The following is a 20,272-nucleotide window of genomic DNA, read 5'->3' as shown; positions in this document are numbered from 1 at the left end:
AAGGAGATTCAGCCATGACTGACAAGCCCAAGCTCACCACCGTTGCCGGTGCGCCGGTATCCGAAAATCAGAATTCGATGACTGCGGGCCGGCGTGGCCCGATGTTGCTGCAGGACGTGTGGTTCCTGGAGAAGCTGGCGCATTTCGATCGCGAGGTCATCCCGGAGCGCCGCATGCACGCCAAGGGCTCTGGCGCCTTCGGCGAATTCGTCGTGACCCACGACATCACCCGCTACACCAAGGCCAAGCTGTTTTCCGAGATCGGCAAGCGCACCCCGCTGTTCGCCCGGTTCTCCACCGTGGCCGGCGAGCGTGGTGCCGCCGATGCCGAGCGTGACATCCGCGGTTATGCCCTGAAGTTCTACACCGAGGAAGGCAACTGGGACATGGTCGGCAACAACACGCCGGTATTCTTCTTCCGCGATCCGCTGAAGTTCCCCGACCTCAACCACGCGGTCAAGCGCGACCCGCGCACCAACATGCGCAGCGCCAACAACAACTGGGACTTCTGGACTGGGTTGCCCGAAGCGCTGCACCAGATCACCTACGTCATGGGCGACCGCGGCATCCCGGCTTCCTACCGGCATATGCACGGCTTCGGCTCGCACACCTACAGCTTCATCAGTCCGGCGAACGAGCGCTACTGGGTCAAGTTCCATTTCCGCACCCAGCAGGGCATCAAGAACCTGACCGACGCCGAAGCGGCGGCGATCGTCGCGAATGACCGCGAAAGCTCGCAGCGCGATCTGTTCGAGGCGATCGAACGGGGCGAGTACCCGCGCTGGACGATGTACGTGCAGATCATGCCGGAAGCCGATGCGGCCAAGGTGGCGTACCATCCGTTCGACCTGACCAAGGTCTGGCCGCATGCCGACTACCCGCTGATCGAGGTCGGCTACTACGAGCTGAATCGCAACCCGGACAACTACTTCCAGGATGTCGAGCAGGCCGCATTCACGCCCGCCAACGTGGTGCCCGGCATCAGCTTCTCGCCGGACCGCATGCTGCAGGGGCGGCTGTTCTCCTACGGTGATGCGCAGCGCTACCGCCTCGGGGTGAACCACCACCAGATTCCGGTGAATGCACCGCGTTGCCCGGTACACAGCTATCACCGCGACGGCGCCATGCGCGTGGATGGCAACCACGGCGGTCGGCTGCACTACGAGCCGAACACCTATGGCGAGTGGCGCGAGCAGCCGGACTTCAGCGAGCCGCCGCTGGCGCTGGAAGGCGCGGCCGATCGCTACGATTACCGTGCGGACGATGCCGACTACTTCACCCAGCCCGGTAACCTGTTCCGCCTGATGAAGGCCGACGAGCAGCAGCGCCTGTTCGAGAACACCGCCAGGGCCATGACGGGTGTGGAGCGCCACATCAAGCTGCGCCACATCAAGCACTGCTACCTGGCCGATCCAGCCTACGGCAGCGGTATCGCCAAGGCCCTGGAAATTCCGGTGGAAGACGCGCTGGCCTGATCCAGCCCCCAAACGTCGCTCAGCGGCGGTCCGGCGGGTAACCGCCAGGGATGGCAGGTCACGAAAAGCCCGCAGCATGCTGCGGGCTTTTCGTTTCAGGATGCCGGGTGCAGTGTCAGTCGCCGGGGTGGGCGTCGCGCTCCAGCAGTGGCTTGAGGAAATGCCCGGTATGCGACTGGGGCATCGCCGCCACTTCTTCCGGGGTTCCGCTGGCGATGATCTGGCCGCCCTTGGAGCCACCTTCCGGGCCGAGATCGACCAGCCAGTCGGCGGTCTTGATCACGTCCAGATTGTGCTCGATGACCACCACCGTATTGCCGTGATCACGCAGGCGATGCAGCACGTCGAGCAGTTGCTGGATGTCGGCGAAGTGCAGGCCGGTGGTCGGCTCGTCGAGAATGTAGAGGGTCTTGCCAGTGTCGCGCTTGGACAGCTCGCGCGACAGCTTGACCCGTTGCGCCTCGCCGCCGGACAGGGTGGTCGCACTCTGCCCCAGCTTGATGTACGACAGGCCGACGTCCATCAGTGTCTGCAGCTTGCGTGCAACCGCCGGCACCGGGTCGAAGAATTCCCGCGCTTCCTCGATGGTCATGTCGAGCACTTCGGTGATGCTCTTGCCCTTGTACTTCACTTCGAGGGTTTCGCGGTTGTAGCGCTTGCCCTTGCACACGTCGCAGGGCACGTAGATGTCCGGCAGGAAATGCATCTCCACCTTGATCACGCCATCGCCCTGGCAGGCCTCGCAGCGCCCGCCCTTGACGTTGAAGGAGAAGCGCCCCGGACCGTAGCCGCGCGAACGCGCTTCCGGCACGCCGGAGAACAGCTCGCGGATCGGCGTGAACAGCCCGGTGTAGGTCGCCGGGTTGGAGCGCGGTGTGCGGCCGATCGGGCTCTGGTCGATGTCGACCACCTTGTCCAGGTGTTGCAGTCCGTCGAACGAGTCGTGGGGCGCCACTTCCAGCGTGGTGGCGCCGTTCAGCGCCGTGGCGGTGATCGGGAACAGTGTATTGTTGATCAGCGTCGACTTGCCCGAACCGGATACGCCGGTGATGCAGGTGAGCAGGCCCACCGGGATCTCCAGATCGACGTTGCGCAGGTTGTTGCCGCGTGCGCCCTTGAGTTTGAGCAGTTTCTTCGGATCGCGGCGGGTGCGCTGCGGCGGATAGTTGATCTTCACGCGGCCGGACAGGTACTTGCCGGTCAGCGAGTCCGGATGCGCCATCACCTCGTCGGGGCTGCCCTCGGCGACGATGCGGCCGCCGTGCACGCCCGCGCCGGGGCCGATGTCCACCACGTAGTCGGCGAGGCGGATGGCGTCCTCGTCGTGCTCGACGACGATCACCGTGTTGCCGATGTCGCGCAGATGGCGCAGGGTGCCGAGCAGTCGTTCGTTGTCGCGCTGGTGCAGGCCGATCGAGGGCTCGTCGAGGATGTACATCACGCCGACCAGGCCAGCGCCGATCTGGCTGGCCAGGCGGATGCGCTGGGCCTCGCCGCCGGAGAGGGTGTCGGCGCTGCGGTCCAGGGTCAGGTAATCGAGGCCGACATTGACCAGGAACTGCAGGCGTTCGCGGATTTCCTTGAGGATCTTGTCGGCGATCTCGCCGCGGCGCCCGCTCAGCGACAGGCCGCCGAAGTATTCGGTGGCATCGCCGATGGGCAGCCCGGTGACCGCCGGCAGCGTCTTGTCGCCGACCCAGACGTGGCGCGCCTCGCGGCGCAGGCGCGTGCCGCGGCATTCCGGGCAGGGCTGGGTGCTGAGGTACTTGGCCAGCTCTTCGCGCACCGAGTTGGATTCGGTTTCGCGATAGCGGCGCTCGAGGTTGGGGATGATGCCCTCGAAGGGGTGCGAGCGTTTGACGATGTCGCCACGGTCGTTGAGATAGCGGAACTCGACGCTTTCCCGGCCGCTGCCGCGCAGGATGAACTTCTGATGGTCCGCCGCCAGCGCGTCGAACGGCTCGTCCAGGCTGAAGCCATAGTGCGAGGCCAGCGAGCCGAGCATCTGGAAGTAATAGACGTTGCGCCGGTCCCAGCCGCGTATGGCGCCTTCGGCGAGGGTCAGCTCGCCGTTGACCAGGCGCTTGGCGTCGAAGAACTGCTTCACGCCCAGGCCGTCGCAGGTCGGGCAGGCGCCGGCCGGGTTGTTGAAGGAGAACAGCTTGGGTTCCAGTTCGCTGATCGAATGGCCGCAGATCGGGCAGGCGAAGCGCGCCGAGAAGATCATCTCCTCGCTGTCGTCGTCCTCTTCCATGGAGGCGACCAGGGCGATGCCGTCGGCCAGCTTGAGCGCGGTCTCGAAGGATTCGGCCAGGCGCTGCTGCAGGTCGCCGCGGACCTTGAAGCGGTCCACGACCACGTCGATGGAATGCTTCTTCTGCTTGTCCAGCTTGGGCAGTTCGTCCAGTTCGAAGAGCTTGCCGTTGACCCGCGCGCGGACGAAACCCTGGGCGCGCAGCTCGTCGAATACCGCCAGGTGCTCGCCCTTGCGCTCGCGGATGACCGGCGCCAGCAGCATCAGCTTGCGGCCTTCGGGCAGCGTCAGGACCTGGTCGACCATCTGGCTGACCGTCTGCGCCTCCAGCGGCGCGTCGTGGTCCGGGCAGCGCGGCGTGCCGACCCGCGCATAGAGCAGGCGCAGATAGTCGTAGATCTCGGTGATGGTGCCGACGGTGGAGCGCGGGTTGTGCGACGTGGATTTCTGCTCGATGGAGATCGCCGGGGAGAGTCCCTCGATGGTGTCGACGTCGGGCTTTTCCATCATCGACAGGAACTGTCGGGCATAGGCCGAGAGGGATTCGACGTAACGGCGCTGGCCCTCGGCATAGAGCGTGTCGAATGCCAGCGAGGACTTGCCGGAGCCGGACAGACCGGTGATGACGATCAGCTTGTCGCGCGGCAGGGTGAGGTCGATGTTCTTCAGGTTGTGGGTGCGGGCACCACGAATCAGAATCTTGTCCAAAACAGCCTCGCATGGCGGGCGGAAACCCGAAAGTATACGGCCGCGGTGGTGGTCGCGGCAAAAGCGCGCGCCTGTGCCGAGCAGGTGATGGCTGCTAGAATCGCCGCCGGTTCATACAAGCGAGACCCTCCATGCAGGACCCCTACAGCGAGCGCATGAGCGCCAGCGAAGCACGTGCAGCCTCCGGGCTGGCCCTGGTTTTCGCGTTTCGCATGCTCGGCATGTTCATGGTTTTGCCGGTGTTGGCGACCTACGGCATGGATCTCGAGGGTGCCACGCCCACGCTGATCGGCCTTGCCATTGGTGCCTATGGTTTGACCCAGGCGCTGCTGCAAATTCCCTTCGGCATTCTTTCCGATCGTATCGGCCGCTTGCCGATCATCTATTTCGGCTTGCTGATCTTCGCCGCCGGGGCGGTGCTGGCGGCCATGTCCGACAGTATCTGGGGCGTGATCGCCGGGCGCATCCTGCAGGGTGCCGGAGCGATTTCCGCAGCGGTGATGGCGTTGCTCTCGGATCTCACGCGTGAGCAGCACCGGACCAAGGCGATGGCCCTGATCGGCGTGAGCATCGGCTTTTCCTTCGCCGTGGCGATGATCGTCGGGCCGCTGCTGACCCGGGCGTTCGGGCTTTCCGGGCTGTTCTGGGTGACGGCGGCGATGGCGGTGCTCGGTGGCGTCATCGTCGCGCTGCTGCCGCGCGCCGAGGCGCACGTGCGCCATCGCGAGTCCGGTGTCGCCCGGCAGGCGCTCGGCCTGACGCTGCGCCATCCCGACCTGTTGCGCCTGGACTTCAGCATCCTGGCGCTGCACGCGATCCTCATGGCCAGCTTCGTCGCTCTGCCACTGGCGCTGGTGGAGCAGGGTGCGCTGCCCAAGGACGAGCACTGGTGGGTCTATCTCACGGCGCTGATGATCGGCTTCTTCGGCATGATTCCGTTCATCATCTATGGCGAGAAGAAACGGCAGATGCGCCGGGTGCTGCTGGGCGCGGTCGCTGCGCTGCTGCTGTGCGAGCTGTTCTTCTGGCTGCTCGGCAACGGCTTGTGGATGCTGGTGGTCGGCATGGTCGCCTTCTTCATCGCCTTCAACCTGCTGGAAGCCTCGCTGCCCTCGCTGATCAGCAAGGTGGCGCCGGCCGGTGGCAAGGGCACCGCGATGGGGGTCTACTCCACCAGCCAGTTCCTCGGTGCCGGCCTGGGCGGCGTGCTCGGTGGGCTGCTCTACCAGCAGGGTGGGCTGGCGCTGGTGTTCATCGGCTGTGCTGCGCTCTGCGCGCTATGGCTGTGCGTCGCCTACAGCATGCGCGAACCGCCTTACGTCACCAGCCTGCGCCTGCCGCTTTCCGCCGGCGCCCTGGCGAATGCCGAGCTCGAGGCTCGCCTGCGTGGGGTGCCGGGCGTCAGCGATGTGCTGATCGTTGCCGAAGAGGCGGCCGCCTATATCAAGGTGGATACGCAGCGGCTCGATCGTGATGCGCTGGATCGTCTGGTGGCCTAAGCCTGCAATTGCCTGGTCGGGCACAACTTGAAGGTGCGCCGGTTGGCCGGCCAGGGGCGGCTGAGGTAAGATGCTCGGTCTTCGGGTGTTCCTGCAAGCAGGATCTACGCATCGCGAGCCCGTTCAAATCATTGATTCAGCAAAGGAGTTACCCATGGCCAGAGGGGTGAATAAAGTCATCTTGATCGGCAATGTCGGCGGCGACCCGGAAACCCGCTACATGCCCAATGGCAATGCGGTGACCAACATCACGCTGGCCACCACCGACAGCTGGAAGGACAAGCAGACCGGCCAGTTGCAGGAACGCACCGAATGGCACCGCGTGGTGCTGTTCGGCAAGGTCGCCGAAATCGCCGGCGAATACCTGCGCAAGGGTTCGCAGTGCTACATCGAAGGCCGCCTGCAGACCCGCGAATGGGAAAAGGACGGCGTCAAGCGCTACACCACCGAAATCGTGGTCGACATGAACGGCACCATGCAGCTGCTGGGTGGCCGCGGCGGCAGCGCCGACGACGCTCCGCGTCAACCGCGCCCGCAACGCGAGCCGCAGCAGGCGCCGCGTCAACAGGCCCAGCCGCAGCAGCCCGCGCCACGGCAGCAGCCGGCACCGGACTATGACAGCTTCGACGACGACATCCCCTTCTAGAGTTCTCTGAATGCGAATGCGCCTGATGCTGTTGGGCGGCGGTAATGCCCTGGGGCAGGCGCTTATCCGCCTCGGTGCCGAGGAAGACATCGGCTTCCTCGCGCCGCGTCCGCCCGCGCAAGGCTGGGACGCCCCCAGCCTGACCCAGCTACTCGACGACAACCGTCCGGATGTCGTGATCAATCTCGCGTATTACTACGACTGGTTCCAGAGCGGGCAGGTCAACGAGGCGGCGCTCGCGGCCCAGGAGCGGGCCGTCGAGCGCCTGGGCGAACTCTGCCAGCACCACGATTTCGTGCTGTTGCAGCCCTCGAGCTATCGCGTCTTCGATGGCGCGCGGACCACCGCCTACAGCGAGAAGGACGAGGTGGCGCCGCTGGACGCCCGCGGCCGGGCGCTGTGGCGCTTCGAGCAGAGCGTGCGTGCGCTCTGTCCGCGGCATGTGCTGCTGCGCTTCGGCTGGCTGCTCGACGACAGCAGCGACGGCGTGCTGGGCCGGGTGCTGCAACGACTCGAGCAGAGCGAACCGATCCTCCTGGCCGACGACCGTCGCGGCAACCCGACGCCGGTGGACGATGCGGCGCGGGTGATTCTCGCCGTACTCAAGCAACTGGACTGCCAGGCGCCGCTGTGGGGCACCTATCACTATGGCGGGCATGAAGCCTCCACGCCTCTGTTGGTCGGCCAGGCGCTTCTCGCCGAGGCGAGCAAGTATCGCGACGTGGCGACCGCCACCCTGACGCCGGTCGCCCACGCCGAGTGTTCGGATGCGGCCGACGAGCCACAGCATGGCGTGCTCGCCTGCAAGAAGATTTTCACCACCTTCGGCATCAAGCCGCGTGCCTGGCGCACCGGTCTGCCGAGCCTGCTGGAGCGCTATTACCGTCATGGCTGAGTGCCCGATCCTGGTAACCGGCGGTGCCGGCTTCATTGGCTCCAACCTGGTCGATGCGTTGCTCGCGCGTGGCTACTCGGTTCGGGTGCTGGACAACCTCTCCACGGGTAAGCGCGACAACCTGCCGGCGGATGCACGCGTCGAGCTGATCGTGGGTGACGTCGCCGACGCCGACTGCGTGCGGCAAGCCGTGAGCGGCTGCCGGGCGGTCGTCCATCTGGCTGCGGTGGCTTCGGTGCAGGCGTCGGTGGACGATCCGTTCGGCACCCATCAGAGCAACCTGATCGGCACGCTGAACCTGTGCGAGGCGATGCGCGAGGCTGGCGTGCGTCGGGTGCTGTTCGCCTCGAGTGCGGCGGTCTATGGCAACAACGGCGAAGGCCAGGCCATCGACGAGGACACGCCGAAGGCGCCGCTGACCCCTTATGCGGCGGACAAGCTGGCCAGCGAGCACTACCTGGGTTTCTATCGCCGCCAGCACGGGCTGGAGCCGGTGGTCTTCCGCTTCTTCAATATCTTCGGGCCGCGCCAGGACCCCTCGTCGCCGTATTCCGGGGTGATCAGCATCTTCACTGAGCGGGCGCAGAAAGGCCTGCCGATCGCCGTGTTCGGTGATGGCGAGCAGACCCGCGATTTCGTCTATGTCGGCGATCTCGTCGAGGTGCTGGTGCAGGCGCTGGAATCGCCTGGGGCGCAGGAGGGGGCGGTGAACGTCGGCTTGAACCGGGCAGCGACCTTGAATCAATTGCTCGAGGCGATCGGCGATGTGCTGGGCGGGTTGCCGCCGGTGAGCTATCAGGCTCCACGGCCGGGGGATATCCGCCACTCGCGGGCGAATAATGCGCGGCTGCTGCAGCGCTATCGTCTGCCGGAACCGCCGACGGGCATGCGCGAGGGGTTGGCGAAGCTGCTGGGGCTATGAGCGGTTCCCGGAAACAGGAAAGGCGCCGATCGGCGCCTTTCTCTTGTCTGCGATTCGGCGATTGCCGGTTTCGTCAGAACTTGTAGCCGAGACCGACCATATAGACGAATGGGTCTACGTCTACGTCGACTTTTGTTTTTCCGATAGTGAGTGCAGTTGGGCCGTCGACCGTGGCCTCGGTGTTAATGTCGATATAGCGGACCTGGGCGTTGAACATCAGGCTGTCGGTCAGCATATAGTCCAGGCCAATCTGGGCCGCAAGGCCGAACGAATCGTCAAGTTCTAAGTTGCTGAAGCCCTGCCCTTTTCGGGTACTGGTCAGATCTTCTTGGAAGAACGTGGTGTAGTTGATGCCCAGTCCTACATAGGGCTGAAAGGCCGATTGGCTATCCAGCGGATAGTAGATAACGCTCAGCGTCGGCGGCAAATGCTTGATGTCGGCGAGTTTTCCATCCAGGCCTGCGCCCAAGCCTTTCACTCCAACCTCGTGGCTGAACGGAGTGGCTGCCAGCAGTTCAATACCAACTTTGTTAGTCAGCATATAGGCGAAGTTCAGACCCAACTGAGTGTCGCTGTCCAGAGTGGCGCCAGTGCCGCCAGCGCGGGCGCCATCAAACTTGAGGCTGCCGCTATCCTCACGCGGATCAACGGTAACCGCACCAGCGCGGACGATGATGTCCCCGGCCTCGAAAGCCTGGGCGAAGGGTGCGGCCAGCGCCAGGGCCAGCGCGGAAGCGGTGAACAGGGTCTTGCGCATGATGATGCTCCGTTTGTTGGGATGCGACTGGGGGCAATGGTAGGGGGTGGGGGTAGGGGGTTTTTGATCCAGCTCAATGAAAGCCACTGGCTACGCTGCGACGTATTGCCCTGCTTGCTTTGCGTCAATTCACAGATGATAATGTTTCTCTTTTGAGTTAACGCCCGTCTGCAAGGATCTTTCAAATGCCTTCCTTCATCCCTCGCCTGCTGGCGGCTGCCGTGCTGCCGTGCCTTTACGCTGCATCGCTGTCGGCCGCCCCGCTGGATGCCGCGCTGGACGAGAGCGAGCGTCTGGCTGCAGAGGCGAAAGCTTCGCAAGCGCGGATCGACCAGCTCGATGACGCCACCCGAGAGATGCTCAACGAATACCGCAATGCGCTGCAGCAGGCCGAGGCGCTGAAGGCCTACAACAACCAGCTGCAGGCGCTCACCGCGGCGCAGCGCAAGGAGCTTGAAGGCTTCCAGCGGCAGTTGGACGGCATCGAGCGCACCCAGGAGGCCGTGACTCCGCAGATGGGGCAGATGGTCGAGGTGCTGGGTGAGTTCATCGCCGCCGATCTGCCGTTCCTTCCGGATGAGCGCGCCGACCGTCTGGCCGGCCTGCAGGATCTGCTGCCTCGCGCCGACGTCAGCCTGGCCGAGAAATACCGGCGCATCCTCGAGGCCTACCAGATCGAAAGCGACTACGGACGTACCCTGGAAGCCTGGCGCGGCGAACTGCCGATCGAAGGCGGCTCGCGTAGCGTCGAGTTCCTGCGCCTGGGCCGGGTGATGCTCTATTACCAGACCCTCGATGCCCATGAGAGCGGCTGGTGGAATCCGCAAACGCGCAGCTGGCAAGTGCTCGATGGCGGCGCCCGCCGGCCGCTGACCCAGGCCATTGCCATCGCGCGTCAGCAGCAGGCGCCGGCCTACCTCCATTTGCCCCTGGCCAAGGAGGCCGTGCAATGAGTCGTCTGCTTTGCTTGTTTATCGTCGCCCTGCTGCCCGTTGCGATCAGTGCTGCCGAACCACTGACCCCCGATCAACTGCTCGAACGCATCCGCAGCGATCGGGCTTCCGAAGCCAGTGCCATGCAGGCCCGCGAGCAGGCCTTCGTTCGCGATCGCAGCGAGCAGGCGCAACTGCTGGCCCGCGCCCGCGCCGCGCTGAACGAACAGAAGGCCGAGGCCGAGCGGCTGAAGGCTCAGTTCGATCGCCAGGAGGCGGAGCTGGCCGAGCAGGAGAAGCTGCTGGCCCAGCGGGTCGGCCATCTCGGCGAGCTGTTCGGCGTGGTGCGCCAGAGCGCTGGCGACATCGCCGGGCAGTGGCAGGACAGCCTGCTCAACGCGCAGTACCCCGAGCGCCTGCAGCAATTGCGCAGCCTGGCGGAAAGCCGTGCGCTGCCGTCCGCCGAAGACCTGGATGGCTTCTGGATGACGCTGCTCGAAGACCTGGCTGCCAGTGGTCGGGTCGAGCGACTCGAGCTTCCGGTGGTAGGGGCTGATGGGCATCGCAGCGAGATGCCGGTATTGCGTGTGGGCAGCTTCTCGGCGTTCACCGACGATGCCTTCCTGCGTTACGACGCCGATGCCGGCGAGCTGCTGGTGCCTGCACGCCAGCCCGCCGGCCAAGGGCTGGTCGAGGATTATCTGAACAGCAACGACGCGCTGGCGACGCTGCCGGTCGATCCCAGCCGGGGCACCTTGCTGGCTCAGCTGCAGCGCCAGCCGGACCTGTGGGACCGTGTCCAGCAGGGCGGCCTGGTTGGGTGGGTGATCCTGGTGCTCGGTGCCGCCGGCCTGTTGCTGGCGATCTGGCGCATGGTCTACCTGAGCGGTATCGGGCGCCAGATGGGCAGCCAGATGCGCGAACTCAATCATCCGCGAGACGACAACCCGCTCGGGCGCATCATCGGCGTGCTGGGTCCCAAGCCGCAGCTGTCCGACCTGGAGACCCTGGAACTCAAGCTCGATGAGGCGATTCTCCAGGAAACCCCGCCGCTCGAGCGCGGCCAGCCGTTGCTCAAGCTGCTCGCCGCCGTGGCGCCGCTGCTGGGCCTGCTGGGCACCGTGACCGGGATGATCATCACCTTCCAGGCCATTACCCAGAGCGGTGGCGGTGATTCGCGGCTGATGGCCGACGGCATTTCCCAGGCGCTGGTGACCACGGTGCTGGGCCTGGTGGTGGCGATTCCGCTGTTGTTCCTGCACAGCCTGTTGGCCAGTCGCAGCAAGGCGCTGATCCAGTTGCTGGAACAGCAGAGTGCGGGCCTGATCGCCCTGCACCTCTCGGGGACGCCGCGCCGTGACTGACCTGCGCGCCCACTGGCTGAGCCTGGTCGACAGCGCTTATGCACTGCTCGACTTCATGGCTGCTGGCGGGGTGGTGATGTGGGCGTTGGCCGGGCTCTGCGTGCTGTATTGGACGCTGGTCTTCGAGCGCCTGTGGTTCATGCGCCGGGTCTTCCCGCACTGGGTCGAGGCGCGTCGGCAGGCTTGGGCGCAACTGGGCGACGAGCCCGGCAGTTGGCAGCGCGCGGTGCGCGCTGCCTGGCTGGCACAGGCGCAGCAGCAGTTGTCCGGTCCGCTGCGCTTGAGCAAGACGCTGGTGGCGATGTATCCGCTGCTCGGGCTGCTCGGCACGGTCAGCGGCATGATCGCGGTATTCGACGTGCTGGCGCTCAGTGGTACCGGCAATCCCCGTGGCATGGCCGCGGGGGTCTGGCAGGCGACCCTGCCGACCATGGCCGGCATGGTGCTGGCCATTACAGGACTGTTCAGCCTGGCGCGCCTCGAGCGGATCGCGCGCCAGTCTCTCGACCGGCTGGCCGACCAGCTGCGTCACGACTGAGGATTTGCGGATGCGTATGCGTCGTCATCACTACCAGCAGGAAGAAGATACCGGCATCGACCTCACGCCGATGCTCGATGTGGTCTTCATCATGCTGATCTTCTTCATCGTCACCAGCTCCTTCATCAAGGAGTCCGGTGTGGAAGTCCAGCGTCCGCAGGCGGACACGGCCAGCGCCCAGGACAAGGGCAACATTCTCATCGCCGTCACGGCCGACGGCCAGGTCTGGATCGACAAGCAGGCGGTGGACGTGCGCAGCGTGCGTGCCCACGTCGAGCGCCTGCGCGTGGACCAGCCGGAAGGCGCCGTGGTCGTGCAGGCTGACCAGGATGCCCGCACCGGGCTGGTCGTGCAGGTGATGGACCAGGCGCGCCAGGCCGGCGTGCAGGACGTGGCCCTGGCCGCCAGCGCGGGGGGCCGCTGATGCGACCGCGGCTGGCCCGTTTCAGCGTGTCGTTCATCGCCGCGTGCGTGGTGGCGCTGCTGCTGTTCGCGCTGATGCTGAGCATGGTCAGCCCGCCGCAGAGCAAGATCCAGGAAGACCCCCTGGCGATCGCCAACTTCGTGCGCATGGACGGGCGCAACGAGGACAGCGCCACGCGCTCGCGCCAGCAGGCCCCGCAGCCACCGCAGCCGAAGACGCCACAGCCACCGACCCCGCCGACACCGAACATGGCTACCCCGGATGCCAACCTGCCGAAGCTGGACCTGGATTTGCCGAGTATCGATGCCGGCATCTCCGTTGCGACCGCGCCGGCCCCCAGTCTGTCCGGCCTGACTGCCGCGCAGAGCGCGCCGGCGGCGGCTCCGGCACCGGCCAGCGCTGCCGTCGAGGCCGCTGGCCGGCCCGGTGGCCCGGAGCAGGAAGTGATGCCGCTCAACGATGTGCGCCCGGAGTATCCCTATCGGGCCCGTCAGCAGGGCATCGAGGGCCATATCAAGCTGGCCTTCACCATCAACCCGCAGGGCCGGGTGGAAAACATCCGCGTACTGGAAGCCTCGCCGCGCAACGTATTCGACCGCGAGGCCCGCCGTGCCGCTGCCCGCTGGCGCTTCGCCCCGCGCACCGAGAGTGGCGTGGCGGTATCCCGCGAAGCCGTGAAAACCCTGCACTTCCGCCTGCAAGGAGAACGCTGAGATGCCTCGTCTGCTGCTCGTGCTGACCCTTTTCCTGGCTGCCTCGGTACAGGCTGCCCAGGCGATTGATCCCGCGGTATTCATGGCGCTCGAGCGAGCGCAGAGTGCTCAGGCGAAGAAGGACTACGCCGGGGCGCGCAAGGTGCTGGAAAGCGTCAAGGCGAAGGCCGGCAGCAGCGAAGAGGCGTTGCTGTGGCGTAGCCGCGGCTATCTGGCCTGGGCTGAAGGCAACAATCGCCAGGCGCTGGAGTGGCTGGACAAGGCGGTCGCCAGCGGCAAGCTGGATGAGGAGATGATCGCCAACGAGCGACTCAACCTGGCGCGGCTGAATCTCGTCGAAGGGCGCTACGCCAAGGTCGTCAGCCTGCTGGGCTCGGCCAACCAGGCAGACGAAGAAATTCTGCAGATGCTGGTGCAGGCCTACCAGGGGCTCGGCCAGCATGCCAAGGCGCTGCCGCTGGCCGAGCGCTACGTGCAGGCCAATCCCCAGGCCGGCGATACCTGGCTGCAGTTCCTGGTCGGCGCCAACGCCGAGCTCAAGCGTTACCAGGCAGCCGAGCGCTGGCAACGCAGGTTGCTGGCGCGCCATCCCGAGCAGGCGAAGGCCTGGCGCCAGCTGGCCGGCCTGCAGCAACTGGCCGGGTCGGAAGACAAGGCGCTGGCGACCCTGCGCGCCGCACATGCCAAGGGGCTGCGCTTCAGCGAGGCCGAGCTGGACAATCTGGTGCTGCTGGCCAGCGCCGCCGGCCAGCCCTGGCAGGGCGCCAAGCTACTCGAAGGCATGCTCGAGTCGCGCCTGTTGGCGAGCACCGCCACGCGCCAGGAGCGCATGGGCATGCTCTGGTGGCAGGCGCGCGAGCGTTCCGCGGCGGCGAGCATCTATCGCCAACTGGCGACGCAGTCGGGCGGTGCCAAGTTCTGGATGAACGTGGCCCAGCTGGAACTGGAGCAGGCTCATTGGCAAGCCGGGCTCGAGGCCCTGAAGCAGGCCGAGCGGGCCGGGGCGGAACGCCGCCGGGTGCGCGAATGGCGCGAATGGGCCGAAGGCGAACTCAGCTTCGAGCGCGAACGGCAGATCGCCCGGGCGAACTGATCGGCTCCTCCTTGGCATGCGCTGCAGGTAGGTCGCTGCGGAGGGTCGTTCCCGTAGGAGCGGGCCATGCCCGCGAATATTCAGCGCACAGGAGCTTCGCGGGCATACAACCAAGGCGGGCTACGCATCGTCTTGCGCGCTCAGTCCAGTTCGTACACGTAGATTTTCTGTGCTTCCATCCGATAGCCGGCCTCGGCCAGCTCGCTGCTGGCGTGCTCGACCTTCAGCGGTCCTTCGATCCAGAACGGCTGGTAGAGCGCATCGACCCTGACGCCCAGCTCGCTGATGGCATGCACGATCTGGTTCGAGGGCGGCGGCGGTACGTGGATGCAGGCGCCGAAGTAGGGCACCAGCAGAAACTCGGTGACGCGGCCGTCCTCGCTCAGGTCCAGCGGCACGATATACCCCGGCAGCTTCACCTGGGCGCCGTCCAGGGCCTCGACCACCGGCGCGGCGGGGGACTGCTGCGTGGCGGCGGTGCCGCTTTCGGCGGCGAGCATGTCCGCCAGCTGCGACAAGTCATGGACCGCCACTGGCGGCGGTGGCGGCGGGGCGTCCGCGGGAACCAGGTCCGACCACTGCAGCTCGCGCACCTCGGCGATCGCGAAAGGCGCCGCAAGGGCGAACAGCGTGGCGAGCAGCAGGCGCGACATGGCGTTCCTCACAATCGGATCGACAGGCCATCGGCCAGGGACTGCCGGTAGGCGCGCCAGGCCGGCACGCCGCCGATCAGCAGTCCGGCCAGCAGTATGCCCGCGAGCAGCGACCCTTCGTAGAGGCTCGGCCAGGCCAGCGGGAGATAGAGCCCGTACTGGGCCTGCAGCGGCACCTGCGCGATGGCGATGGCGGCATAGAGCAGCAGCAGCCCGAACAGCACGCCGGCCAGCGCCAGGCTGAAGGCCTCGGCCAGCAGCAACCCGGCGATATGCCAGGGCCTGGCGCCCACCGAGCGCAGGATGGCCATTTCCCGGCGACGTTCGTTGAGGCTGGTCAGGATCGCCGTCAGCATGCCGATCAGGCCGGTCAGCACGACGAACAGCGAGACCACGAACAGCGCTTTCTCCGCCGTTCCCATCAGGCTCCAGAGTTCCTGCAGGGCGACGCCGGGCAGGATGGCCAGCAAGGGCTCGCCACGGTACTGGTTGATCTCGCGTTGCAGGCTGAAGGTGGCCACCTTGCTGTTGAGCCCAAGCAGGAATGCGGTGATCTGCTCGGGCTGCAGATTCATCTGGCGCGCCTGCTCGGCATCGATGCGCGCCGCGCCGCGGGCCGGCATGCCGCTGTGCCAGTCGATGTGCAGCGCCTCCATGCCGGCAAGGCTGATGTGCAGGGTACGGTCGACCGGCGTGCCGGTGCGCTGCAGCACGCCGACCACGCGAAACGGCTTGTCGTCGTGCTGGACCAGGCTGACCCGGGCGACGCCGTGGGCGAGCACGATTTCGTCGCCCAGCCGGTAGGCCAGCGCCCGGGCCACTTCGGCGCCGAGCACCACCTCGAACGGGGCGCTGGCGAAGGCGCGGCCCTCGGCCAGTTGCAGCGGCTGTTTGCGTCCGTAGCGGTAGTGTTCGAAATACGCGGCGCTGGTGCCCATCACCCGGTAGCCGCGGTGCGAATCGCCCAGCGAGATCGGAATCGCCCAACTGACCTGCGGGTGTTCGGCGAAATGCCGGTAGCTGTCCCAGCGGATGTTGTTGGTGGCGTTGCCGATGCGGAATACCGAGTAAAGCAGCAGGTTCACCGAGCCGGAGCGGGCGCCGACCACCAGGTCGGTGCCGCTGATGGTGCTGGCGAAGCTGGCGCGGGTTTCGTTGCGCACCCGTTCGACGGCGAGCAGCAGGCACACCGACAGGGCGATGGCGAAGATCGTCAGCAGGGCGGTGAAGCGGCGGTTGTTCAGGCTCGCCAGGGCCAGACGCAGGAGATACATCGCTCAGGCCTCCGGCGCGCGGGCGGCACGGTTGAGGTCGCCCAGGGCCAGGCTGCGGTCGAACAGCGGCGCCAGGCTCTGGTCGTGGCTGACGAACAGCAGGCTGGCGCCCGCCGCGCGGCATTCGGCGAACAGCAGCTGCAGGAAGGCCTCGCGGCTATCGGCATCCAGCGCCGAGGTCGGTTCGTCGGCGATGACCAGTTCCGGCTGGCCGATCAGCGCGCGGGCAGCCGCGACGCGCTGCTGCTGGCCGATGGACAGCGCCCCGGCGCGGCGTTCAAGCCATTCGGCGCGCAGACCAAGGTGGTCGAGCAGGCCGGCAGCGGCGGCATCGATGCTGCCGTGGCGCTGGCGTGCGCGTTCGGCACGCTGGCGCGAGAAGCGGCAGGGGAGTTCGACGTTCTCGCGCACGGAAAGAAAAGGCAGCAGATTGAACTGCTGAAAGATGTAGCCGGTGTGATCGGCGCGCAAGCGATCGCGGGCGCCTGCAGACAGCTGGCCGAGATCCTCATCGAGCAGGCGGATATGCCCGCGCTGGGCCTTCTGCACGCCGCCGAGCAGGCCGAGCAGGGTGGTCTTGCCGCTGCCCGACGGGCCTTTGAGAAACAGGCTCTCGCCGCGTTCCAGAGTGAAGCTGGGAATGTCCAGCAGTTCGGCCTGGCCGGGCCAGGCGAAGCCAAGGTCGGTGAGTTCGATCAGAGGTTGGGTCATGGGCCGGTTATTGCGTGATCCGTGGTTTGCGCTGGCGCTGTGGGTGCCGTCCTGGCCGTGAATGCCCACGGGCCGAGCAGCGCCTGGCGTATCAGCGTGCAGGATGGCTGGCGCTCTGTTCATCCACCGCGCGATCACACTGGTGGATGGGTGAGGCGTCATCCACCCTACTGGTTAGAGGCTCAGGCGTGGCTGGGCGGGGGTCAGCTCTGCGCCCTGTTGGCCGTTCGGGCCGATCACCTGTACCTGAATCTTCTCGGTGCCGGGAAAGCGCTCGAACAGCCCCCATAGCTCCAGGGTTCGCAGCGCCTCGGGGTGGCTGCAGTCGAACTGGTAGTGGGCCTCGATATCGCTGTGGCCGCCGTGCTGTTGCGCGCTGGCTTCGTCGTGGTCGTGGCCTTGCCGGTCCTGGCGCTGGTAACCGGCATGGCTGGCACCGAGCAGTTCGCCGGCAAGGCGCTGTTCGCTCACCGTGCAGCCTGCCGCGGACGGCAGACCGAACAGCCCGTGCGGCCGTTCCAGCTGCGCCCGGGCGCTGGCGATCCGGGCCTCGTCCGCTTCGCTGGCAGGCGCGTGCTCGAAACCGAGCAGGTTGATCGCCGGGCTGTTGAATGCCAGTTCCAGGCGATCGCCGTCCAGTGCGACATCGAGGCGGGCCGCGCCGTGTTCGTGCGCACCCAGGCTCGAAGCGTGTTCATGGTCATGGTGGTGGTGATCGTCCTGTGCTTGGCTGTAGCTCAGGGGCAGCAGGATCACGGGCAGGGCGAGCAGCAAGTGGCGCATGGTCGACTCCGAATCGAGAACTGGTTACGTTATAACAAATTCGCTGCTCGGCTGGCCAGTCCGCTGCTGCCATGTGAGCATGGGCGCATACATTCGGGAGGACGCAGCATGATTCGAATCCATGGCCGCATCGGCGACTGGCCGGTCGATCTGAATATCGAACTGGACGAGCACGACTGGGAGCGGCTGGCGCAGCAGGCACCGGGCGTTGTGCTCGAGGCGGGCAAGCGAGACGGGGAGGGTGTTGCGCAGCCCGCCGATGCGCTATGGCACAGCGCCCGCGAATGCCTGCGCAGCGCCGGCAAGCTGGATGGCCCGCAGTTGCTCGCCGAACTCGAGGCGCTCACCGGCAGCATGCAGATGGCCAAGCGCTTGCTGGTGCGGCTGCGCCATTGTGATCAGGTGAAAGTCGAGAAGGGGCCGGATGCGGCGCATTATCATTGGGTCGGTGAAGGGTGATGACGGCTGGGGCGGTTGAGGTAGCGAAGCGTAAACGATGAGGCTGTCGTTCGTGCTTGGTCGTTTGCTCAGATTTGCTCAGTTTTAGCGCGGCAAATTTCAGTAGGTTTAATGGCGATGAGCCATCAACTGTATTGCCGGGACTTCATATCCAAATGTTCCCCCGAGACAGAGAAAACTCGCCAAACGGGCCGTTTTTCATGGAATCGCCGAGGTTTACGAGCGCCCAGGCAAGGCGTTTAGTCATCATCAGTACGCCAAGCGCATTGTACGAAAATAAGCACGGGGCTCATGGATTCCCGAGCCTTTCAGGCTCGTCCCGCCATGACCTGACGTCTTCCTGCCAATCGGCCCACTGAAATTGTCCTGAACCGATGTCGCCCTTTCGGGGCCTGGCGGCGGGTATTGATGACCGAAAAAACTATCTCGTAGCAGATGTTTGCTCCCTGCCTCACCGGTGGGCCGGCGGGAAAGTTGTGCCCGCAAGAAGTTATTTGCAATCGATTTCGCTCTGAAAGCAGACGAAAAAATCCCTTCATAACAGAAAGATAAGGTTCCTATGTCGTATCTGTATGCCCCCGGTCGGGCCCTGTTCTGTGCTCTTGGTCTGGCTGTGGCCGCAGCCAATATGGCAATGGCCGCCGAGACAACCGAAACCGCTCCTGCCTCTGCTGCAGCCGAAAGCAGCGTTATGGTCAGCAAGGTGAGCTTCAGCGGTAACAAGGTATTTACCAGCGAACAATTGAGTGCCCAGATCGCCAACGATGTAGGTCATCCGCTGACATTGCCGGAAATGCGCGCGCTGGCCGAGAAGATCCAGGCTTTCTATCACCAGTCCGGCTATCGGCTGGCCAAGGTGGTGGTGCCACAGCAGGACTTCGCGCATATGGAGTCCCTGCAACTGGTCGTGCTGGAAGGTTGGCTGCGTGATATCCAGATCCGTGGCAACTCGCGTTATTCGAGCGAGCGCATCGTCGAGATGCTACGCATGAACGGTATCGTTGTCGGCCAGCCGTTCATCGTCGGTGATATCGAACGCGCTCTGACGCGCTTGAACCGGCAGTCAGGGATCAAACTCAGCTCCACCCTGCAGGCTGGCACGGAAACCGGTTCCACCGATCTGATCGTCGATGTGGAGGAAGCCAACCGCATCCAAGGCTCCATCGAAGCGAACAACTACGGTAGCGAGAGCACCGGCGAGAATCGCGTCATCCCTACACTGACCCTGGCCAACGTCACCGGGCATGGCGATGAGATCAACCTGATGGCCATACGCTCCATCGGCGATGGCGACGTTCGCTACGAATACGTGGGCTATTCCACTCCGGTGAACAACCTGGGAACCCAGCTGCATGCCTACTACGCCCAGGGCAACGTCGATGTCGGCAGCACCTTCCGCGTGCTCGAGATCGAGGGCGACAACAAGAGCTTCGGTGTTGGCGTGTCGCAGGACTACATTCGCTCCGCACGCACCATCTTCAGCGCCGAAGCGTGGCTGGAGTCGCAGGATCTGGAGCAGAAGATGCTCGGGACCATGACCACCGAGGACAATATCCGCAAACTGCGTTTCGGTATCAGCCTGGACGACTCCGATCTCTACGGTCGTACACTGATATCGGTCGGTCTGCACCATGGTCTCGGCGAAGCCCTCGGTGGGATGGACGACGAATCGCAGTTGTCCAGCCGCAGCGGCGCCAAGGCCGACAACGATTTCACCAAGATCACCTTCGATCTCGCGCGCCTGCAGCAGGTGACCGAGCGCCTGCTGGTGATTCCGCGCCTGTACGGCCAGTACTCCTTCGATTCATTGGTTTCCAGCGAGCAGTGGGCCATCGGCGGCTTCAACTCCGTCGCCGGTCACGAGCCTTCGGCCTATTCCGGGGACAGCGGCGTCACGGCAAGCCTGGAAGGACGCTATTCGCTGTTCAAGAACGACCACCGCTATCAGTTGGTGGCACGCCTGGATCACGGCCAGATATTCATCAAGGACCCGCTCTACGGGCAGGACGATAGAGAGGATCTGACCGGCGCCACGCTGGGCATCCTCGCCCAGCCGATCAAGAGCGTGGACCTGCGCCTCGACTGGGGTGTCCCGGTTGGCGACAAGACTGAGGACAGCTCGTACGTCTACGCCCAGGCGCGTTATCGCTTCTGATCCCACCGACTCGAAAA

Annotated in this window: 19 protein-coding genes; 13 read left to right on the top strand and 6 right to left on the bottom strand. The window is 65.3% G+C overall.

Annotated features, from left to right (window positions below; all coding sequences use genetic code 11):
• Positions 1–14 precede the first annotated feature (14 nt).
• Positions 15–1,475: a catalase gene (locus IN820_RS18170; protein ID WP_193682326.1), complete on the top strand. Its 1,461-nt coding sequence runs from the start codon at positions 15–17 to the stop codon at positions 1,473–1,475.
• Between the two features lie 115 nt (positions 1,476–1,590).
• On the opposite strand, the gene uvrA is transcribed toward IN820_RS18170, so the two are convergent.
• Complete coding sequence (uvrA, locus tag IN820_RS18165; protein WP_193682325.1) at positions 1,591–4,437, bottom strand: excinuclease ABC subunit UvrA; 2,847 nt, start codon at positions 4,435–4,437, stop codon at positions 1,591–1,593.
• A 131-nt stretch (positions 4,438–4,568) separates the two neighbouring features.
• Here uvrA and IN820_RS18160 point away from each other — a divergent pair, with 131 nt between their 5' ends.
• The 4 genes from IN820_RS18160 to IN820_RS18145 all read left to right on the top strand — a co-directional run bounded on the left by IN820_RS18160 (position 4,569) and on the right by IN820_RS18145 (position 8,399).
• A complete protein-coding gene (locus tag IN820_RS18160) occupies positions 4,569–5,936 on the top strand; it encodes an MFS transporter (protein WP_193682324.1) in 1,368 nt (455 codons plus the stop codon).
• 154 nt (positions 5,937–6,090) lie between these two features.
• Positions 6,091–6,582 (top strand): single-stranded DNA-binding protein, encoded by a 492-nt coding sequence (locus IN820_RS18155; protein WP_193682323.1) that lies wholly within the window; start codon positions 6,091–6,093, stop codon positions 6,580–6,582.
• A gap of 10 nt (positions 6,583–6,592) precedes the next feature.
• Positions 6,593–7,477, top strand: a complete 885-nt coding sequence (locus IN820_RS18150; protein ID WP_193682322.1) for a sugar nucleotide-binding protein — start codon at positions 6,593–6,595, stop codon at positions 7,475–7,477.
• Complete coding sequence (locus tag IN820_RS18145) at positions 7,470–8,399, top strand: NAD-dependent epimerase/dehydratase family protein (RefSeq protein WP_193682321.1); 930 nt, start codon at positions 7,470–7,472, stop codon at positions 8,397–8,399. The genes IN820_RS18150 and IN820_RS18145 overlap by 8 nt, the downstream gene beginning before the upstream one ends.
• Positions 8,400–8,472: 73 nt before the next feature.
• Here the strand turns inward: IN820_RS18145 and IN820_RS18140 are convergent, their stop codons facing one another.
• A complete protein-coding gene (locus IN820_RS18140) occupies positions 8,473–9,156 on the bottom strand; it encodes an OmpW/AlkL family protein (RefSeq protein WP_193682320.1) in 684 nt (227 codons plus the stop codon).
• 185 nt (positions 9,157–9,341) lie between these two features.
• Between IN820_RS18140 and IN820_RS18135 the strand changes: the two genes are divergently transcribed.
• Genes IN820_RS18135 through IN820_RS18110 form a run of 6 tightly spaced genes read left to right on the top strand, consistent with a single transcriptional unit; the run spans position 9,342 to position 14,220 of the window.
• Entirely contained in the window at positions 9,342–10,109 is a 768-nt protein-coding gene (locus IN820_RS18135) for a DUF3450 domain-containing protein (protein WP_193682319.1), read from the top strand.
• Positions 10,106–11,452, top strand: a complete 1,347-nt coding sequence (locus IN820_RS18130; RefSeq protein ID WP_193682318.1) for a MotA/TolQ/ExbB proton channel family protein — start codon at positions 10,106–10,108, stop codon at positions 11,450–11,452. Before IN820_RS18135 ends, IN820_RS18130 begins: the two co-directional genes overlap by 4 nt.
• Complete coding sequence (locus IN820_RS18125; RefSeq protein WP_193682317.1) at positions 11,445–11,990, top strand: MotA/TolQ/ExbB proton channel family protein; 546 nt, start codon at positions 11,445–11,447, stop codon at positions 11,988–11,990. The genes IN820_RS18130 and IN820_RS18125 overlap by 8 nt, the downstream gene beginning before the upstream one ends.
• 10 nt (positions 11,991–12,000) lie before the next feature.
• Positions 12,001–12,414 (top strand): ExbD/TolR family protein, encoded by a 414-nt coding sequence (locus IN820_RS18120; RefSeq protein WP_193682316.1) that lies wholly within the window; start codon positions 12,001–12,003, stop codon positions 12,412–12,414.
• Entirely contained in the window at positions 12,414–13,127 is a 714-nt protein-coding gene (locus IN820_RS18115; RefSeq protein WP_193682315.1) for an energy transducer TonB, read from the top strand. Before IN820_RS18120 ends, IN820_RS18115 begins: the two co-directional genes overlap by 1 nt.
• A gap of 1 nt (position 13,128) precedes the next feature.
• A complete protein-coding gene (locus tag IN820_RS18110; RefSeq protein WP_193682314.1) occupies positions 13,129–14,220 on the top strand; it encodes a tetratricopeptide repeat protein in 1,092 nt (363 codons plus the stop codon).
• 140 nt (positions 14,221–14,360) lie between these two features.
• Here IN820_RS18110 and IN820_RS18105 read toward each other — a convergent pair whose 3' ends face one another.
• The 4 genes from IN820_RS18105 to IN820_RS18090 form a co-directional block, all read right to left on the bottom strand.
• Positions 14,361–14,873, bottom strand: coding sequence for a DUF3299 domain-containing protein (locus tag IN820_RS18105; RefSeq protein WP_193682313.1), 513 nt, complete (start codon positions 14,871–14,873; stop codon positions 14,361–14,363).
• 8 nt (positions 14,874–14,881) lie between these two features.
• Positions 14,882–16,147: an ABC transporter permease gene (locus tag IN820_RS18100; protein ID WP_193682312.1), complete on the bottom strand. Its 1,266-nt coding sequence runs from the start codon at positions 16,145–16,147 to the stop codon at positions 14,882–14,884.
• A gap of 3 nt (positions 16,148–16,150) precedes the next feature.
• Positions 16,151–16,858 carry an ABC transporter ATP-binding protein gene (locus IN820_RS18095; protein WP_193682311.1) on the bottom strand — a complete coding sequence of 236 codons (708 nt, stop codon included), beginning with the start codon at positions 16,856–16,858 and terminating at the stop codon, positions 16,151–16,153.
• A 174-nt stretch (positions 16,859–17,032) separates the two neighbouring features.
• A complete protein-coding gene (locus IN820_RS18090; protein WP_193682310.1) occupies positions 17,033–17,641 on the bottom strand; it encodes a DUF2796 domain-containing protein in 609 nt (202 codons plus the stop codon).
• Between the two features lie 108 nt (positions 17,642–17,749).
• Here IN820_RS18090 and IN820_RS18085 point away from each other — a divergent pair, with 108 nt between their 5' ends.
• Both IN820_RS18085 and IN820_RS18080 read left to right on the top strand, forming a co-directional pair.
• Positions 17,750–18,100, top strand: a complete 351-nt coding sequence (locus IN820_RS18085; RefSeq protein ID WP_193682309.1) for a hypothetical protein — start codon at positions 17,750–17,752, stop codon at positions 18,098–18,100.
• A 691-nt stretch (positions 18,101–18,791) separates the two neighbouring features.
• Complete coding sequence (locus tag IN820_RS18080) at positions 18,792–20,255, top strand: ShlB/FhaC/HecB family hemolysin secretion/activation protein (protein ID WP_235989193.1); 1,464 nt, start codon at positions 18,792–18,794, stop codon at positions 20,253–20,255.
• Positions 20,256–20,272: the final 17 nt, after the last annotated feature.

This window comes from Pseudomonas lopnurensis (assembly GCF_015070855.1).
Taxonomy (GTDB): domain Bacteria; phylum Pseudomonadota; class Gammaproteobacteria; order Pseudomonadales; family Pseudomonadaceae; genus Stutzerimonas; species Stutzerimonas lopnurensis.
Note: the sequence above shows the minus strand (reverse complement) of the source record. Positions and strands in the feature narration are given on the sequence as shown.

Coding starts and splice junctions, on each gene's coding strand:
- IN820_RS18170 (WP_193682326.1), top strand. CDS start 15: ATGACTGACAAGCCCAAGCTCACCACCGTTGCCGGTGCGCCGGTATCC.
- IN820_RS18160 (WP_193682324.1), top strand. CDS start 4,569: ATGCAGGACCCCTACAGCGAGCGCATGAGCGCCAGCGAAGCACGTGCA.
- IN820_RS18155 (WP_193682323.1), top strand. CDS start 6,091: ATGGCCAGAGGGGTGAATAAAGTCATCTTGATCGGCAATGTCGGCGGC.
- IN820_RS18150 (WP_193682322.1), top strand. CDS start 6,593: ATGCGAATGCGCCTGATGCTGTTGGGCGGCGGTAATGCCCTGGGGCAG.
- IN820_RS18145 (WP_193682321.1), top strand. CDS start 7,470: ATGGCTGAGTGCCCGATCCTGGTAACCGGCGGTGCCGGCTTCATTGGC.
- IN820_RS18140 (WP_193682320.1), bottom strand. CDS start 9,156: ATGCGCAAGACCCTGTTCACCGCTTCCGCGCTGGCCCTGGCGCTGGCC.
- IN820_RS18135 (WP_193682319.1), top strand. CDS start 9,342: ATGCCTTCCTTCATCCCTCGCCTGCTGGCGGCTGCCGTGCTGCCGTGC.
- IN820_RS18130 (WP_193682318.1), top strand. CDS start 10,106: ATGAGTCGTCTGCTTTGCTTGTTTATCGTCGCCCTGCTGCCCGTTGCG.
- IN820_RS18120 (WP_193682316.1), top strand. CDS start 12,001: ATGCGTATGCGTCGTCATCACTACCAGCAGGAAGAAGATACCGGCATC.
- IN820_RS18115 (WP_193682315.1), top strand. CDS start 12,414: ATGCGACCGCGGCTGGCCCGTTTCAGCGTGTCGTTCATCGCCGCGTGC.
- IN820_RS18110 (WP_193682314.1), top strand. CDS start 13,129: ATGCCTCGTCTGCTGCTCGTGCTGACCCTTTTCCTGGCTGCCTCGGTA.
- IN820_RS18105 (WP_193682313.1), bottom strand. CDS start 14,873: ATGTCGCGCCTGCTGCTCGCCACGCTGTTCGCCCTTGCGGCGCCTTTC.
- IN820_RS18100 (WP_193682312.1), bottom strand. CDS start 16,147: ATGTATCTCCTGCGTCTGGCCCTGGCGAGCCTGAACAACCGCCGCTTC.
- IN820_RS18095 (WP_193682311.1), bottom strand. CDS start 16,858: ATGACCCAACCTCTGATCGAACTCACCGACCTTGGCTTCGCCTGGCCC.
- IN820_RS18090 (WP_193682310.1), bottom strand. CDS start 17,641: ATGCGCCACTTGCTGCTCGCCCTGCCCGTGATCCTGCTGCCCCTGAGC.
- IN820_RS18085 (WP_193682309.1), top strand. CDS start 17,750: ATGATTCGAATCCATGGCCGCATCGGCGACTGGCCGGTCGATCTGAAT.
- IN820_RS18080 (WP_235989193.1), top strand. CDS start 18,792: ATGGTCAGCAAGGTGAGCTTCAGCGGTAACAAGGTATTTACCAGCGAA.